The organism is Candidatus Xiphinematobacter sp., assembly GCA_016766635.1.
GTDB lineage: Bacteria > Verrucomicrobiota > Verrucomicrobiia > Chthoniobacterales > Xiphinematobacteraceae > Xiphinematobacter.
Map to the genome: position 1 here is coordinate 682,548 of CP068473.1, position 13,037 is coordinate 695,584.

The window sequence follows — 13,037 nt, forward strand, 5'->3', positions numbered from 1 at the left end:
CCGTTGAGGAAGGAGAAAAAGGGAAGGGGCTTCTAGGCGCCCCTTCGGCGTTCCGGGAACTCGAACTTTATCTTTTCATCTTTCAAGACGAGGTAGGCAGAAAAATGACGGCCTCTCTTGGAGATAAATTGAGAAATGAGGTCGGTCCTCCCAGTCTTTAAGACTTTAATCATTTGGTCTTGCGGAATTTCCTTCTGCAGGATCACCTTCCTAATATTCAGAGTACACTCCCCTGCCAGCATCCTGTCACAACAATAGGAAGAGCCGGCATCATAAACCCCCCCTTTATGGCAAACTGGGCAAGAACCAATGATAGAGGTTAAGGAAGGAGCTGCCTGCTTCCTCCCCATTTCCGAATAGGAATCTCTAAAATCAAAACTTACCTTGAAGGTTTCATCTAGCCTGACTTTGGCCGTAAAAGAGTTCCCGTTTTTGCTGCGAAATCCCCCTAATGGACCAATGGATCCTGTTTCAAGTAGGATACGGATTTCCTCAGGAGTGAATTGCCTTCCAGCGACGCTTTTCCAGAACGAGAGCCCGCAGCTTTTGCACGCGTAAGCGTGGAGGGTCTCCAGGAAGCCCATGGTATGGCATTTAGGGCATTGAGCTTCTAAGTCCTGATAGTTTTTTTTCGATGAAATGGCGGAAAATCTTTTTGTTTTTTCCACAATTTTTTCTGCAAATCGGCGTATCTCCTTCATGAATGTCCCACGGTCAAATTGGTCCGCTTCCATGCGTTTAAGTTTATACTCCCATTCGCCAGTAAGTTCTGGAGAACATAGGTCCTGGATACCAATATCACGTAGTAAATTTGTCAGAGCGATGCCCTTAGCAGTGGCTATCAGTCTATGTCCCTGGCGTGTTACATAGCCATCGGTTGCCAATCCTTCAATAATTTGTGCCCGTGTGGCAGGAGTTCCCAGGCCGCGTTGGTGCATGGCTTCCCGTAACAGTTCTTCCTCAACCAATTTTCCAGCGCCTTCCATAGCAGTGAGCAATGTGGCCTCCGAATAACGTGCTGGAGGTTTGGTTTCGTTCTCAACCACCTCCATTTTTGTGGCAAAAACAGGCGTTCCTGCATGTATCGGAACAAGTACCTCCTTACTGGAGGACTGCTTGTCATAGACAGCAAGCCAGCCCCAATCGACAGGGATTTTTTCCTCACTCTGAAAACTTTCTCCCTCCACGGTGGTGGTACGGGTAGTTAGTTGAAACTGAGCGGGAGGGAAAAAAACTGCAACCAGCCGGCGCCTGACCATATCATAAACCCTTGCTTCTATCTCATCTAAGTTTCTTGGTGTTTTCCCAGCAGTGGGAATAATGGCATGGTGGTCGGTCACTTTTGCATTGTCAAAGACACGCTTGATTGGCCTGACCCAGTCTTGGGCCAGAGCTCTAGTAGCTTGGGTGTGCAACCTCTTCTCCTCAATGGAACCTAAGACGGAACGCACGGCAGGAAGATAGTCCTCCGGAAGATACCTAGAATCCGTCCTTGGATAAGTCAAAGCCTTATGGTGCTCGTAAAGCGCCTGCACAATTTGAAGCGTTCTGCGCGCACTGAGAGAGTAGCGAATATTAGCTTCTTTTTGAAGCGAGGTGAGATCATAGAGCAAGGGAGCACTTTGCGAAGATACTTTTTTTTCCTCAACTGCAATTCCTTGTCCCCCTTGACATCTAGCCTGAACGGCCTCTGCCTTTTCCTTCTCCCATAGTCTCTCTGCACGAGCGTCCTCATCACTGCCTTTTTGAAAGGAGGGATCGAACCATTTCCCCCAATACTCTTTCCCTTTACAAGCAAAGCTGGCCCGGATCTCAAAATAGACACGTGGTGTAAAGGAACGGATTTTGTCCTCTCGCTCCACCAGAATGCTAAGCGTAGGCGTTTGTACACGCCCTACCGGAGTAAGTCGAAACTTCCCTGGCCCGGAGTTAAGAGCTGTCATTGCACGGGTTCCATTAATACCCACTAGCCAATCACCCTCAGAGCGACAAATGGCGGCCTCTCCTAACGGAAGAACCTCTCTTTCCTGGCGTAAGTTTTGGAAACCTACACGAATTGCCTCACTGGTCATGGATTGTAGCCAAAGCCTACGAGTTGGCTTTTGGTTTTCAGCAAGCTGCATAAGGTAGCGGAAAATGAGTTCTCCTTCACGCCCGGCGTCACAGGCGTTGATAACCTCAACAATATCCAGACGTTGAAGTAATTTACAAATTAGTTGAAAACGGCTTAGTGTCCTTTTAATCGGCTTCAGTCCGAAGCTAGAGGGAATGATAGGGAGACTAGAAAAATCCCATTTTCTACCTTTTTTGCCTGTCTCATTCGGCAAGCAAAGCTCAACGAGGTGGCCAATGGCGGACGTGACTACATACCGCTCGTTCTCAAAATAATCGTCCTTCTTGGATAATTTCCCGAGTGCACGTGCCAAACTAACTGCAACGTCGGGTTTTTCTGCAATGACAAGGCTCTTTCCCATCTGGAGGAGGATCTGGATCTTTCTTCCAGCTAATTCAGTCAACAGTCAACAGAGTATAGGTTGCTATAGTGTAGGCTGTGGACGAGCTACAAACGGGGGGCGACCCGTGGCATATGGGACACACACCCATCCGCTAATAAGGAAGGAAGGGCACGCACAGACCCAGAGCTGTCCACAGAGGGCAAAAGAGGTAGGAACGGTTTTTTGGCCAACCTTATCCCCGGATAGTGTAAATCAGACAGTAAAGCGAATATGATTGCCCCACAATAAAATTTCAGGAGCCTTAGCTACGATGATCTTTCTTTTGATTTTAATGTCTAAGTCCCCCCATTCACGGACGGCATTATGGAAAAACTCACATCGCTAAGGCAGGCAAAAGTGTAACAATTTCTGCTGATTGTTATTTCAGTCCTTTCTTATCTAGAGTAGAAAGGGAAAGTGAGGGAGAGAGACCCAGCAGTGGTTTACACAAGGAAGCAAACGGTGAGGAGGCCGGTCCCCCGTCTCTTGCTGCCTCGCGGTAGGTGGGGACCGTGAGTGGAGTGCGTGTGAGCCCCATTGGACGTTCTTGTCTCCCAGAACGGTAGTGCGGCTGGGTCCAGACTGATTGTCCAATTTGCTTTGACGTATGCCAAAAATTAACCTAAGGACTTCCCTCGCCAGCTATGAAAAAAAATATTCATCCAGAATATGAGATGACGGAGATTTCCTGCGCTTGCGGAGCAGTCTATCATACCCGCTCCACTAGGAAAAATGTTAAGGTCGGAATCTGTTCTGCATGTCACCCGATTTTCACTGGAGAGCAAAGATTTGTAGACACCGCAGGACGTGTGGAAAGATTTACCCGTCGTTATGGGAGCCTACACATCACCCGTCCCGCCAAGCCCAGGAAAGCTTCAGCTTAGTTCGTCTTCCAAAGCAGCTTTTTTCTGCAACGTGACGGGCCGCCCTCAACCTCCTTCGGCGCGATACCCCTTTCCTTGCACTAACCCATTCCTAGTCAATGGATCTTTACCCGCTAATTGAAAAAAAAATCTCCCGACTTGCTGAACTGGAACATGAATTGGGAAAGTCTGGGTTCTTCAGTAACACTACCTATGCGCGTCAGACCCTACGTGAACACGCTCATACTAAACATCTTGTGGAGACCTGGCAAACTTTGCTAGATACCCGCAGGCGTATCGCGGAAGACCGGACATTTGTGGACGGTGCCGACCGAGAGATAGCTGAACTAGCGCTCGCTGAGATTGCTGCGTTAGAATCCGACGAGGAGCACCTTGATCGGGAGGTCCGGGTCGGCCTTCTGCCACCGGTTATTGGTGAGGGTCGCAACGCCATTGTGGAAATCCGTGCTGGAACTGGTGGGTTAGAGGCCGCCCTTTTCGCTGCAGATCTGTACCGCATGTACTATCGATACTCTGAGGCCAATGGACTAAAGACGGAAACTATGGACGTCAGAGAGAGTGAACTGGGTGGTGTTAAGGAGGTCACTTTTAAAATATCAGGGGAGATAGTTTTCCGCCAACTACGCTATGAAAGTGGAGTGCATCGTGTACAGCGTGTACCTGCCACAGAAACTCAAGGACGCATTCACACCTCCACAGCGACAGTGGCGGTACTCCCGGAGGCACAAGAAGTCGATATTGAGATTCCCCACCAGGACTTGCGTATTGAGGTCTGCCGGGCAGGCGGCCCAGGGGGGCAAGGTGTGAATACCACCGACTCTGCTGTCCAAGTACTCCACACCCCTACTGGAAAGATTGTCCGCTGCCAAGATGGCCGTAGCCAACAACAGAATAAGGAGAGAGCACTCCAGATTCTCCGTAGCCGCCTCTTGGAAGAAAAGCGGCGAGAAGAGGAAAGGAAATACTCTGCTTATCGAAAGAACCTTATTGGTAGTGGCGGGCGCGAGGAAAAAATCCGCACCTATAACTTTCCGCAAAATCGCGTTACCGACCATCGTGTCGGTCTTACTCTCTACAGTCTCGACCGCTTTATCGAGGGGGAAATTCGTGAGCTTGTTGAGGCACTCCAGAACCGAGACCTTGAGGAAAGAATTAAGCAGAGTTTTTGGACCAACTCCTCCCTTACCCCTGATGTGAATAGATGACCATTTTGGATACGCTAATCTCCAGTTCGCGCTATTTGGCCAGGCACGGAGTGGAAAACCCTCGGCTCAATGCGGAGTATCTTCTCGCCTATACCCTAGGGAAAAGGCGCCTTGAACTCTATCTGGAATTTAGTCAGCATGTAGAGGGGGCAGAGCACAAACTCTTACGGGAGTTGATACGTTCCAGAGCGGAGCGTTACCCTCTTCAGTATCTCCTGGGTAGCTCGGAGTTTTTTGGACGTCAGTTCCTCTGTGACCGCCGGGCTATGATCCCGCGTCAAGAAACGGAACTTCTTATAGAGTTAGCCCTTCCATCTCTCCTCCATCTAGATGGGCCAATCGCCCTCCTAGATGTTGGGACTGGTTCTGGGGTCATTGCCGCGACTTTGGCTATGGAACTACCCTGGGCCTTTGTAGAGGCCACAGACATTTCTTCCAACGCCTTAACACTTGCTGCAGAAAATTTGAAAAAACATCATCTCGTAAAACGTGTTCAACTGCGACAAGTAGATCTTCTCCCAACGTGTGGAACTCATCGCTATGAGGCAGTTTTTGCCAATCTCCCATATATTCCAACCGAAGAAATTGCGACCCTTCCTTTAGAGGTCCAACATGAACCCGTGGAGGCCCTAGATGGAGGACCAGGAGGAATGACCAGCATTGGGCGCCTAATCGAAGCTGTAACAACCCGCCTCCATCCGGAGGGGTGGCTCTGGCTGGAAATTGGCAATCAACAGGAAGAGGCAGCTACATCTCTCTTAAGAAAGAATGGATTTGGTGAGACTAATGTCCACAGGGACTATAATAACTTTCCGCGGTTCATTTCCGCAAAAAAATAATGTTCCTATGGACAGGATCTTTATTCACGGTGGTCGTCCTCTCCGAGGGACAGTAAAAATTGGAGGTTCTAAGAACTCAGCACTACCCATCTTGGCAGCTACCTTGCTGACCCGTGGCAAGTGCACCATTAGCCGTGTGCCAGATTTGAGCGACATCCACTATATGCTTACTATTCTGAGTACACTGGGCTGCGAAGTAGAAAGAGCCAGCGGCATTGTTCGGGTTTGCGCTCAGAAAATACGCACTCAGGCCCTCTACGATACTGTTCGGAAAATGAGGGCTTCTGTTTGCATCATAGGACCTCTATTGGGCAGGGAAGGCGAGGCTACGGTTTCATTGCCAGGAGGATGTGTGATTGGGGATCGACCAATTGACCTGCACCTCAGTGGATTTGAGAAACTGGGTACAGCTATTCGAATGCAGGGAGGCAACATAAAAGCCTTGGCACCCCGACTTAGGGGTAGTACCGTTTTCTTGCGTGGCAAGCGCGGCTCCACAGTTCTGGGTACGGACAATGTTATGATGGCAGCTGTATTGGCCGATGGCATCACGGTGATTGAGGGTGCTGCTGAGGAACCGGAGGTTGTGGACCTAGCAAGTTTCCTTGTAAAAATGGGCGCCTGTATCAAGGGTGCTGGAACCTCCCGCATTGTGATCGAAGGCGTCAAAGAGTTATATGGGGCAGAACACGAAATCATTCCTGATCGGATTGAAGCGGGAACTTTTCTTGTCGCCGCCGCTATTTGTGGAGAAGGAGTCACAGTCCAACAGATTGCTCCTCAACACCTGCAAAGTGTCACCGAAACATTAAGAAAGATTGGGCTATGCCTAGAGATAGACACAGGCTCCATCACCCTCCATAAGAAGGGGAAAAGTCAACCACTTAAGGTTGACACCGAGCCCCATCCTGGCTTTCCTACAGACATGCAAGCCCAGATGTGCGCTCTCCTAAGTACCACGGAGGGTCTCAGTACCATAACGGACCACGTCTTTCCACGGCGTTTCATGCATCTTGCAGAGCTAAAACGCATGGGAGCTAACATTAAATTAGAGGGGGCTACCGCTACTATCCGGGGAGTACCCGTTCTTGGGGCAGCTCCGGTTATGGCCAGCGACCTACGGGCTTCCGCTGCCCTTATCCTTGCAGGACTGCAAGCAGAGGGAATCACCGAAGTCCACCGCGTCTATCACATTGACCGTGGCTATGAAAGGATTGACGAGAAGCTGAACGGCTTAGGGGCCTACATCGAGCGGGTGAAGACTTGTCTCCCCCGATAGATCAACATAATCCAGACAGAATATAGCGGAGGAGTCCTTGAATTCTATAAGTCTTCGTGGGGCGGCGTCGTACAAGGGGATGAGGGTGCTATCACTCAGAATGAGTGCCGCATGCTGTTGCGCTTTAGCTTGTTTGTGGTGAGCGCACCTGCCATTTTCATTGGTGATAGACAGCTAGGTGGGGATAGGCTCCTTTTCATACTTGGTCCGTGTGTGATTGAATCACGCCCCTTTCTCATTCGAGTAGCCCAGAGGATCCGTAAGATTTGTGATAAGGAAAGAGCCCAATTTGTTTTTAAAGCTTCTTACGACAAGGCAAACCGCTCTTCTCACCAATCCTTTCGGGGGATTGGCATAAAAGAAGGTTGCAAGCTTCTCCAAGAGGTTGGACAAGAGATTGGAGCACCAGTCACCACAGATGTCCACTCTCCAGCAGAAGTGGAGGCTGTCGCTCCTTATGTCGATATGCTTCAAATCCCTGCTTTTCTCTGCCGACAGACAGACCTCATTCTTGCTGCTGCATCCACTGGGCGTGTTGTAAACGTCAAAAAGGGTCAGTTTCTTTCTCCCTGGGAAGTTCGAAACATTGCTGAAAAATTAGAGAAGGGGGGGTGTAAAGGCTACCTTTTCACCGAAAGGGGGACTACTTTTGGTTACAATAACTTGGTGGCAGATATGCGTTCCATTTTTTGGATACGCGAAATGAATTACCGCGTAATATTTGATGCTACCCATACGGTACAGCACCCAGGTGGTGCAGGAACAAGTAGCTCAGGAGATAGGCATCTAGTTCCCGTGTTAGCTAGAGCAGCTGCTGCTGCTGGTTGTGACGGCATCTTTTTGGAAACGCATCCTAATCCTGAATGCGCTCTCTCCGACGGCCTGAGCCAATTGCCACTTTCTAGACTTGCTCCCCTTCTTCGTACTCTCCAGGCTATTCATTCGTGCAATGCCTAGGATTGTACTACTAGCAAATTTTCTCTGTTCCACCCTTGCCCCCTCCGGAGGATTAGCTCGTTTTGTCCCAAGTGGTAGACTGGATATTCCTGTTCCGCTAAATGAAGATGTTATTGGTATTCGGGTGCCCTACTACAATGAGATAGGCAAGTTAGAAGCGCAGTTCGATGCCCACTTTGTTTGTAGGATAGGTGAAGCCCGCGCCGCCTTTACAGATTTAGTAATCCATCTACTTGGAGAAAACGACTACTCGCTCCACATCGACATACCTTCAGGTACCCTTAATCTTCACAGCCAAGTCCTTTTGGGCTGCGGTGGTGTCATCTTGCATCGCCATGGTGTGTGTGCTGTTGCCAGGAATGTCGTATTTTCTGCGAGGGAACGCCTTGTTCGTCTCACAGGAGACGTGAGAGTAACCCTTCACCATGATCAACCGGTTGGAATTTCGAAGACTCGGAGATGACCCTCCCTCAGTACCTCTGTTCCTCCTCTACACCCTTCCATGTCATCCTACTTATACTTTTAATTGGACAACGGCGGTGATCCTCCTATTAATCATCCTCACCATGTACCCAAGCGCTGTGTCTAGCCGATCAAACCTAGGAAACGGTTGTTGCTCCGCGATAGTGCAAGGCAGTACTGAGATCGCCTGCGCAAGGGAGGTTATTTTTAGAGAAGGGGCCAGTATGGCTGAGTTCTTTGGTCAGGTTATTGTTAGAGATCCCCAATTTAAACTCTATTGTGATCACCTAATCCTTACCCTAAGAAAGGACCACCAAGGCATCCAACACGCTGAAGCGATCGGTAACGTGGTCGTCATTCAGGAAAATGCTCATCCCCATAGGCAAGCTGTTCGCTCTGTTGGACGCGCTGGGCGAGTTCACTACAATCCCCTTACTGGAAGTCTTCTCCTCACTGAGTGGCCACAACTTTGGCAAGGAGCTAGCGGCCATATCGCCACAGGCAAAAAAACCAGAATGACTCTCAACAAAAGCGGACACAGCAACACCGTTGGACAAAACAAGACAGTAATTGTTGAAGAGTTGCAGGGTAGCTAGAAGTTTGCTCCAACTAAGAGAATGGGAAGTGGTTGCTTTTCCTCCTGCCAATGCAATCGCGATAGCAATCCAATTCCAGCCCAGCATATCCTTTATACCGAAAAGTTGGTCAAGGTATTTGGTAGCCGTACCGTGGTTAATGGGGTGGATATTGGCGTTCGAGAAGGAGAAATTGTGGGTCTTCTGGGTCCCAATGGGGCTGGAAAAACTACCACATTTTACATGATTGTGGGATTGACTCGTCCAGATAGAGGAAGAGTGTTTCTCAGAGGTCAAGATGTCACCAGCATGCCTATGTACCGTCGGGCTCGTCGGGGTATGGGGTATTTACCGCAGGAGGAGAGTATCTTCCGAAAGCTTACAGTGGAAGAAAATATCTTGGCTATTTTGGAGACAACTTCTATGAGGGCTGGGGAGCGTAGACAACGCTGTGAGCAACTTCTCCACCAGTTCGGTATTGGACACCTTGCCAAAAACTGCGCCCTAACATTAAGTGGAGGGGAAAAACGGCGCCTTACTATCGCCAGGTCCCTGGTCACCAACCCTTCTCTCCTTTTACTAGATGAGCCGTTTAGTGGAGTAGATCCCATCGCAGTGCATGATATCCAGCAGATTATTACCAATTTGCGCACTTCTGGACTGGCCATCCTGATTACTGATCACAACGTACGAGCAACCCTTAACGTCGTAGACCGTGCCTACCTTATCTATGAAGGGCGAGTAGAAAGTGAAGGAAACAAAGATTTCCTTCTCAGGGACCCTATCAGTCGAAAACTTTACCTTGGAGACACGTTTACCATGTGACGAGTCAGTCCCATTTTATAACCGTTGAGCATTTTTATGCTACACAGATGCAGCACCTGGGACTCCGCTTGGAGAGCAGCTCACAAGGGATGGAGCGTAAGATCATGGAACCCACTGTCAATCGTCCCGGTTTGGCTCTTAGTGGATTCTATAACTACTTTGCCTCTAAGCGGATACAGGTGATTGGCGCAGCCGAACAGAGTTATCTGCATAGTCTCGCCGCAGCGCTTCTTGCTCGCCGCTTGCGTTGTCTATTTGCAAGCAACATCCCTTGCTTAGTGGTAGCACGAGGCTTTGAAGTTTCTTCACTTCTACTAGGTGAAGCACAATACCATGGGACGCCCGTTTTTTGCACTAATATGGTCACCATGCGGTTTATCAATGCGGCTACCATTGCACTTGAGTTTGAATTTGCCCCAACATCGGCCGAGCATGGTAGCATGGTAGACATTTTAGGTGTTGGAGTTCTTATACGTGGAGCCAGCGGAATTGGAAAAAGTGAATGTGTACTTGGCCTTATCGAACGCGGATATAGCTTGGTTAGCGATGATATTACAAGAATCCGTTTTGTAGAAGGGCGCGAGCTAGTAGGTATGGCCTCCGACATCACTAAATTCCATATGGAAGTTCGGGGAATTGGAATTATCAATGTAGCTGCGGTTTTTGGGATTGGTAGCGTCCGTCCTGAAAAAAGGGTCGATCTCGTCGTAACGCTGAAGGACTGGCGCGAACTGGAAGACGTGGATAGAATCGGACTAGACGTAAATTTCTATGATATCCTGGGGGTCAAAATCCCCCACATTGTACTACCTGTAAAAATGGGGCGCGATATGGGTAGATTAGTGGAGGTCGCTGCTCTAGACCAGAAACTGAAAAGCATGGGTTCAAACAGCGCAGTGGAATTTAACCAGCGGTTACTACAGATTATGAGTGTTCACCAAGCAAAGTAGTGATGGGATCACGCTTACATCAAAATAATGTAGCTTCTCTACGATTAGAAAAGGAAGTCACTATCCAGAATCGGGATGGGCTGCATGCTCGTCCAGCTGCCCTCCTTGTTAAACTTGCCAGAAGACACAACGTAGATCTCTGGGTAGAAAGAGACGGAGAACGGGTCAATGGGAAATCAATTATGGGCCTTATGATGCTTGCTGCTTCTAAGGGGACTAAGTTGAAACTTCTTGCAGAAGGAGCGGGCTCTGAAAAAGCTATTTCTGAGATCCAAGAGCTTATATCCAAGAGCTTATAGATAGCCGCTTCGGTGAAGAATGACCAAAATAAGTGGTCAGCGTCTAGTTATCTGCGCTTACTTATCCAGGTAAAAATGTGATACAACATCCCGGCATGCAGAGTGGAGTAGAGAGGGAATGCTCCTTTTACGGGAGCTCCCTTGCAGAGGGGATCTGTTGTGGGAAGGCCTTTATTTATCGACATGAGGACGAGCAAACTCCCGTCCGGCAGGTTGCGCCGAAGGAACTTTCCCAGGAAGTTACAAAATTCGAGATGGCACGTGTTGCTACTAGGGCTGAGATCTTGGGAATCCAGCGGAAAATTGCCAGTGCTGTTGGTGCAAGGGACGCCGGCATCTTTGAGGCCCACCTCCTTGTAGTAGAAGATCATACTCTTATTGATGAAGTTTTAAAAACGCTCGAGCGAGAATTGAAGAACGTTGAACACGTTTTTGATCAAGTGGTAGAACGCTACTGTAAAACCTTACGTGATACCGGTGATCCGTATCTTCGCGAACGAGTATTAGATATTGAAGATGTCCGCAGGCGGATGCTTCGGCACATGTTGGGTAGATTCCACCCCGCCAAGCTTGATGAAATTTCGAAAGGTTCTTCCGTCGTACTCGCCCGTAGCCTCTCTCCATCCGATGCTGCTTTCCTTTATACGTGCGCCATACTAGGCTGCGTAACAGAGATTGGCAGCAGAAATTCCCACACGGCAATCATTATCCGCTCGCTTAACATTCCATCCATTTTTGGGGTGGCAGATATTTGTGGGAAGGTCAGAACGGGTGATGAAGTTTTGCTAGATGGCTACAGGGGCATCCTTATCCATAACCCTGCAGCAGGGACGCTTGACTATTACGGAGAGCTTGCCAATCAGGAAGGGGCAGTGGCGGAACGTCTAGAATCTATCCGCAACACACTTTCCATCACTAGAGACGGATTCCACATTATTCTCTCTGCTAACATTGGGCTATTGGCAGAAGTGGAGGACGTCCACAAAAATGGGGCTGAGGGAATCGGTCTCTACCGGACAGAGTTTCTCTTTCTGAACCGCTCTATTCCTCCGTCTGAGGAGGAACAATATGAAAACTATCGCCTTGTTGCACAGCGTACAAAGCCGTATGGAGTCATTATCCGCACTGTAGATGCCGGAAGCGATAAGATCATCAAGAGTTTGCATATGGAAAAAGAACAGAACCCCTCCCTAGGCTGTAGGGCCATCCGTTTCTGCCTCCAGCACCCAATTTTTTTCAAAAAGCAGCTTCGGGCCATTCTGCGCGCTGCTGTCGAAACGAATATCCGCCTCCTATACCCAATGATTTCCGGTATTATCGAACTCCGCAGAGCAAACGCCCTGCTTAAAGAGTCCCAGACTGAGCTACAAGAGGAAGGCATACCGTTCCAGGAAAACCTGGAAGTAGGAATAATGATAGAAGTCCCCAGCGCGGCCCTGACCGCCCACATCCTAGCTGAAGAAGTAGATTTTTTCAGTATCGGAACCAACGACCTGACTCAGTATGCAGTAGCAGTAGACCGGGTTAATGAACAAATCGCGCATCTCTATGATCCTATGCATCCTGCACTTATTCGTCTTATCAAAATGGTAGTTGAAGCCGCACATACGCAGGGTATCTGGATAGGTCTCTGTGGGGAGATAGCCAGTGATATCCGACTTACTCCTCTACTTCTAGGTCTGGGCCTCGACGAACTCAGCGTTGGCGCTTCGCTTGTACCCCGCATTAAAAATGCTGTGCAAAGCTTAGATATGGAAATTTGCATTAACCTTGCCCACGCGTCTGTGCAAGCCCACTCGAGTGCTACGATTCTAGAAAAATGTCTTGCTGTTGCCAGGTCTCACTATAACGAACTTCTCACATAGGACTGACATTTTACCAGCCCTCTTACACACTCATAGCCAGGCCGGGAAGACATAGCACTTACAGAGGACATACCGTCTCGGGTTGTATGAAAATTCCCTGATGAGTTTCCCTGATATAGGGAGGCTGTGCTCGTATTCTCTATCGGAAAACATCTGAACTACCTGCGAAACGCTATGTTTTTCTCTTCTAGTTGAGGGCAGCATTCTGTACCAAAAAACCCACTTATTGTTTCTGTTTGTCTTGCTTAGAAAAAACAGGCTCTCTAGCTACAATGCTTTGTGTGTAAAGCCTTTGCACAAAAATATTGTTGAGCTGTATCCCATAAATCTCCTTTGCACTCCATCCCAAATTCGTGCGTTTTTTAGTTGCCTCTTCCGTATCCTATACGGCGGGGCTTCCGA

At 48.9% G+C, this 13,037-nt stretch carries 12 protein-coding genes; 11 read left to right on the forward strand and 1 reads right to left on the reverse strand.

Features of this window, described 5'->3' with window-relative positions; translation table 11 throughout:
• Nucleotides 1-32: 32 nt before the first annotated feature.
• Entirely contained in the window at nt 33-2,474 is a 2,442-nt protein-coding gene (locus JMM79_03030) for a DNA topoisomerase III (GenBank protein ID QQY08204.1), read from the reverse strand.
• A gap of 665 nt (nt 2,475-3,139) precedes the next feature.
• Between JMM79_03030 and rpmE the strand changes: the two genes are divergently transcribed.
• The 11 genes from rpmE (at nt 3,140) to ptsP (ending at nt 12,635) form a co-directional block, all read left to right on the forward strand.
• Entirely contained in the window at nt 3,140-3,379 is a 240-nt protein-coding gene (gene rpmE, locus JMM79_03035) for a 50S ribosomal protein L31 (protein ID QQY08205.1), read from the forward strand.
• A gap of 98 nt (nt 3,380-3,477) precedes the next feature.
• Nucleotides 3,478-4,584, forward strand: coding sequence for a peptide chain release factor 1 (gene prfA, locus JMM79_03040; GenBank protein ID QQY08206.1), 1,107 nt, complete (start codon nt 3,478-3,480; stop codon nt 4,582-4,584).
• Nucleotides 4,581-5,423: a peptide chain release factor N(5)-glutamine methyltransferase gene (prmC, locus tag JMM79_03045; protein QQY08207.1), complete on the forward strand. Its 843-nt coding sequence runs from the start codon at nt 4,581-4,583 to the stop codon at nt 5,421-5,423. Before prfA ends, prmC begins: the two co-directional genes overlap by 4 nt.
• 7 nt (nt 5,424-5,430) lie before the next feature.
• Complete coding sequence (murA, locus tag JMM79_03050; protein QQY08208.1) at nt 5,431-6,702, forward strand: UDP-N-acetylglucosamine 1-carboxyvinyltransferase; 1,272 nt, start codon at nt 5,431-5,433, stop codon at nt 6,700-6,702.
• Nucleotides 6,703-6,813: 111 nt separating this feature from the next.
• The gene (gene kdsA / locus JMM79_03055) at nt 6,814-7,659 is read left to right on the forward strand and encodes a 3-deoxy-8-phosphooctulonate synthase (protein ID QQY08209.1); all 846 of its coding nucleotides are present in this window, start codon (nt 6,814-6,816) and stop codon (nt 7,657-7,659) included.
• Nucleotides 7,652-8,122, forward strand: coding sequence for a hypothetical protein (locus JMM79_03060; protein QQY08210.1), 471 nt, complete (start codon nt 7,652-7,654; stop codon nt 8,120-8,122). Before kdsA ends, JMM79_03060 begins: the two co-directional genes overlap by 8 nt.
• Nucleotides 8,085-8,717 carry a hypothetical protein gene (locus tag JMM79_03065; protein QQY08211.1) on the forward strand — a complete coding sequence of 211 codons (633 nt, stop codon included), beginning with the start codon at nt 8,085-8,087 and terminating at the stop codon, nt 8,715-8,717. The genes JMM79_03060 and JMM79_03065 overlap by 38 nt, the downstream gene beginning before the upstream one ends.
• A 21-nt stretch (nt 8,718-8,738) precedes the next feature.
• A complete protein-coding gene (gene lptB, locus JMM79_03070; GenBank protein ID QQY08212.1) occupies nt 8,739-9,521 on the forward strand; it encodes an LPS export ABC transporter ATP-binding protein in 783 nt (260 codons plus the stop codon).
• Nucleotides 9,522-9,568: 47 nt separating this feature from the next.
• Nucleotides 9,569-10,471, forward strand: coding sequence for an HPr(Ser) kinase/phosphatase (gene hprK / locus JMM79_03075; protein ID QQY08767.1), 903 nt, complete (start codon nt 9,569-9,571; stop codon nt 10,469-10,471).
• Nucleotides 10,472-10,473: 2 nt separating this feature from the next.
• Complete coding sequence (locus JMM79_03080; protein ID QQY08213.1) at nt 10,474-10,770, forward strand: HPr family phosphocarrier protein; 297 nt, start codon at nt 10,474-10,476, stop codon at nt 10,768-10,770.
• A gap of 95 nt (nt 10,771-10,865) precedes the next feature.
• A complete protein-coding gene (ptsP, locus tag JMM79_03085; protein QQY08214.1) occupies nt 10,866-12,635 on the forward strand; it encodes a phosphoenolpyruvate--protein phosphotransferase in 1,770 nt (589 codons plus the stop codon).
• Nucleotides 12,636-13,037: the final 402 nt, after the last annotated feature.

Bases quoted from the DNA above. Each gene is read 5' to 3' on its own strand.
- JMM79_03030 (QQY08204.1), bottom strand. From the start codon at position 2,474: ATGGGAAAGAGCCTTGTCATTGCAGAAAAACCCGACGTTGCAGTTAGT.
- rpmE (QQY08205.1), top strand. From the start codon at position 3,140: ATGAAAAAAAATATTCATCCAGAATATGAGATGACGGAGATTTCCTGC.
- prfA (QQY08206.1), top strand. From the start codon at position 3,478: ATGGATCTTTACCCGCTAATTGAAAAAAAAATCTCCCGACTTGCTGAA.
- prmC (QQY08207.1), top strand. From the start codon at position 4,581: ATGACCATTTTGGATACGCTAATCTCCAGTTCGCGCTATTTGGCCAGG.
- murA (QQY08208.1), top strand. From the start codon at position 5,431: ATGGACAGGATCTTTATTCACGGTGGTCGTCCTCTCCGAGGGACAGTA.
- kdsA (QQY08209.1), top strand. From the start codon at position 6,814: ATGCTGTTGCGCTTTAGCTTGTTTGTGGTGAGCGCACCTGCCATTTTC.
- JMM79_03060 (QQY08210.1), top strand. From the start codon at position 7,652: ATGCCTAGGATTGTACTACTAGCAAATTTTCTCTGTTCCACCCTTGCC.
- JMM79_03065 (QQY08211.1), top strand. From the start codon at position 8,085: ATGATCAACCGGTTGGAATTTCGAAGACTCGGAGATGACCCTCCCTCA.
- lptB (QQY08212.1), top strand. From the start codon at position 8,739: ATGGGAAGTGGTTGCTTTTCCTCCTGCCAATGCAATCGCGATAGCAAT.
- hprK (QQY08767.1), top strand. From the start codon at position 9,569: ATGCAGCACCTGGGACTCCGCTTGGAGAGCAGCTCACAAGGGATGGAG.
- JMM79_03080 (QQY08213.1), top strand. From the start codon at position 10,474: ATGGGATCACGCTTACATCAAAATAATGTAGCTTCTCTACGATTAGAA.
- ptsP (QQY08214.1), top strand. From the start codon at position 10,866: ATGCAGAGTGGAGTAGAGAGGGAATGCTCCTTTTACGGGAGCTCCCTT.